Origin of the sequence: Methanospirillum sp. (assembly GCF_035560735.1) — an archaeon.
Classification (GTDB): domain Archaea; phylum Halobacteriota; class Methanomicrobia; order Methanomicrobiales; family Methanospirillaceae; genus Methanospirillum.
In genome coordinates, this window is record NZ_DATMYY010000219.1 from 1 (window position 1) to 3133 (window position 3133).

Genomic DNA, 3133 nt, shown 5'->3' on the forward strand with positions numbered 1-3133 from the left:
CCTATACTCACCGTCAGTATGATAAATCCTAGATAACATCAATTAATCTCTGGTATGTGAAATCTCATCCCGAAACCCCTTGAAAACAGGTTCATAATAGGAGAGGGGTTTTCAATCCTCAATAACTGAACTGCCATACTATGAGGTATACTATGGGTGTAAAACTATCAAATCTTCCAGAATTACATATACTTAAGACTTCAGCAATATCGGTTGATGATAATGGGGATATTGTATGGGATAATGGCAAAAAGCCTGTTACCAGAAGTGAAGCGATTAAGCAGATCATTGAGCGACTAAAAAAGGATTTGAAGAATTGGGACCATGAAAGAATCTCTACCCTTTATACTACTTTGGTAGACATTGAGATCGCTGGGCATCCTGAACGGCTACAGGATTTAGTAAACCTGTCTGAACTTCCTACAGAGCCGATACCAATAGGGATGGAAAAATATCCAATCTGGGCATTAGATAAAGAAGGTTCCTGTCTTGTTGGTTCAGGGCAGTTATCTGTTAAGAAATTAACTGAAGTTCACAGCTGGTTTGTTACCAGAAAACCCGGTTATTGTACTAAACCTGATATAAAAGGGTGTTATCTGTGTAATCTTGCAAACTCGAAGAAAGATTGCAGGAACAATCAAATATTTTTCCCTCTCTAAAAAAGGGATCAACTGCTGCTGTTAGAGATCCCTAGTCCCGTTATCCTGGTAAAGAGGCTCATTATACCCCGACAGGTGCCTGGGGTATAACACTCTTCTCCTTTTTACAATATTCCTGCGATGGCAGCCTGTATATTGTGCAATCCTGTGGAGATCACAACCACGGGATCAACACCAAGCACCGGGAAGAGAAACATGAAATAGAGAATCGTTCCCAGAAAACTTCCCAGATTCGCAACCGATGCAACCAGTACCACTTTGAACAAGGGAATCTGAAATAGTTCTGTAAGTGACGTTGCCTCATAGATCTTCCTGAAATCAGAGACCGGAGGTTTTCGTGCCTTTGCTTCAACATATGCTGCAATCCACCCGGCATGGAGAAGTGGATTTAGTGATGTCATCCAGGCAACACAGAAACAGGTGATTACCGAGTAGGGATGGCCACGGACCGCCAGAGTTGTTCCTGCAGATAAGGCTCCATGAATCACGACCCAGAAGATAAATGCGTGAAGAAGAACATCCAGACCAACTCCTGAGCACGCGATCGAGGCGAGCAGAAGAAAGAACAAGGCTGTTACACAACTTCCAATGATCAGAGTCCAGGGATATCGTTTTGGCTCTTTTACAAGAGATTCTTTGGATGGAAGTAATGAGGGATCCTGCAGATACCTGTTTATTCCCTGCATATGGCCGGCACCAACAACTGCGAGAATCCGATGGTCAGCCTCGTTTTTTAGATCAATCAGGTTATGTGCGATGTAAGCGTCCCGCTCATCAATGAGTGCATGTGCTCCCTGTGGTGAGAATTTTTTGAATTCCCCCATGATGACCTCGAGCATGTCCTCATTTTTGAGTTTCTCAATCTCTTCAGCATCAATGTTTTCAACTTCAGCAATGGAGAAGATCAGTGAACCAACCATCTTGATCTTCCCGATAAAACCGAGTGATTGCCAGAATCTGAGAAGTGTTATTTTAATATCACGATCAACAAGTTCAACCCTGAGTCCTCTCTGCTGGGCCTCGACCATCGCGGCTTTCATCTCGGCCCCGGGTTCTACCCCGACATCTAAACCGATCTTTCGCTGAATATAGGATAAAAGCCATTGAATGAGAAGTTGGTCAAAATTCTTAAGCTCCAGGACATCATCAACAGAGGGAGTAGCACCCTCCTTGTTGATGGCCTTACTTCTTCCTTGATCCAGTTCTACAGCAACGATGTCTGGATGAAATTGTTCGATTGATTCTCTGACTTCATCGACGCTTTTTGCCGAGACATGGGCAGTCCCGACAATTTTAATCTCACCCATGTATACTCCATATAGGAAATGTAATAATAAAAGGGAAGTTGAGTAGGAGAAGGATTTCAGCTTATATGGCCTGCAAAAATATTGGAAGATTGATATCCCTCTGTAACACGCATTAAGGTATGAACTTTTTTTGGAAAAACTGAAGAGGTTCTCATATGAGTCTTCGCTGTCAGTAAGACCTCTCCTATTATAGAGAGTTGCGTTGCCGTGCGATCACATCTAATCACTGCGTGATTGAGGCATATCATCACAGAATGACTTGTTTTGTGCATTCTCTCCGGTATTTGGTTCTACGTGGATAGTAATACATGCACGGGGGAATTCTAGTTTTATATCCTCCTCAAGATGATCTGTCAGATCATGCGATTGTTCTACTGATACTAGTTTATCAACAACAAGATGGAATTCGATAAATATTTCCGGCCCGGCTCTTCTGGTTCGCAGTCCATGATAACTGACATAATCCGATTTATGATCACAGATAATCCCTGTGATTCTCTGTACTTCATCGTCAGTAAGCCGGCAATCAGTAAGATCTTTATATGACTTCAGGGTGAGTTCATACGCTGCCCTAATAATGACAAGGGCGACGCAAACAGCTACGATTGAATCAAGGATAGTAATTCCGGTAAGCTGAATTAAAACCAGCCCTGTCATGACACCAACAGATGTATAGACATCTGTCCGCAGGTGCCAGGCATCACTTTCCAGGGCTATCGATTCTGTCTTTTTTGCGATCTTCATGAGCCGTGATGAAACAAAAGCATTTGAAAGTGCTGATATTCCCATTACCACAATACCAGCGATCATAAGTGTCGAATCCAATGGTTCTGAAGTTGGTTCAATTAATTTTTGAGCAGCCTCATAGATGATCAGGATCGCTGCAACGAAGATGAGAATAGCTTCGAAAAGACCTGAAATGGATTCATATTTGCCATGGCCATATGAGTGTTCATCATCAGGAGCCTCTGCAGATTTTCGAACTGAAACAAAGGCCACCACCGAAGCAAGGAGGTCCATACCCGAATGTATTGTCTCTGATATCATACTGATCGAACCAAGAGCTAACCCGACGATCAGTTTTAATATAACAAGAAATGTATTGGAAATTATCGAAAGAAGAGCTGTTTTTTCTTTTTCCTGATTTAATGATTGATAGATATCTGC

3 protein-coding genes are annotated in these 3133 nt (G+C 42.4%); 1 reads left to right on the forward strand and 2 read right to left on the reverse strand.

Translation table 11 applies throughout. The features are described from left to right. Positions 1-152 precede the first annotated feature (152 nt). Entirely contained in the window at positions 153-659 is a 507-nt protein-coding gene (locus VN429_RS06400; protein ID WP_325631102.1) for a hypothetical protein, read from the forward strand. A gap of 104 nt (positions 660-763) precedes the next feature. On the opposite strand, the gene VN429_RS06405 is transcribed toward VN429_RS06400, so the two are convergent. Together VN429_RS06405 and VN429_RS06410 are read right to left on the reverse strand one after the other, a co-directional pair. Next, on the reverse strand, positions 764-1966 hold the full coding sequence (locus VN429_RS06405) for a TraB/GumN family protein (RefSeq protein ID WP_325631105.1): 1203 nt from the start codon (positions 1964-1966) through the stop codon (positions 764-766). 219 nt (positions 1967-2185) lie between these two features. Further along, a partial coding sequence (locus tag VN429_RS06410; RefSeq protein ID WP_325631109.1) for a cation diffusion facilitator family transporter occupies positions 2186-3133 on the reverse strand: 948 nt, incomplete at its 5' end.

Excerpts from the sequence above, each read along its gene's own strand:
- VN429_RS06400 (WP_325631102.1), top strand. The coding sequence starts at position 153 with ATGGGTGTAAAACTATCAAATCTTCCAGAATTACATATACTTAAGACT.
- VN429_RS06405 (WP_325631105.1), bottom strand. The coding sequence starts at position 1,966 with ATGGGTGAGATTAAAATTGTCGGGACTGCCCATGTCTCGGCAAAAAGC.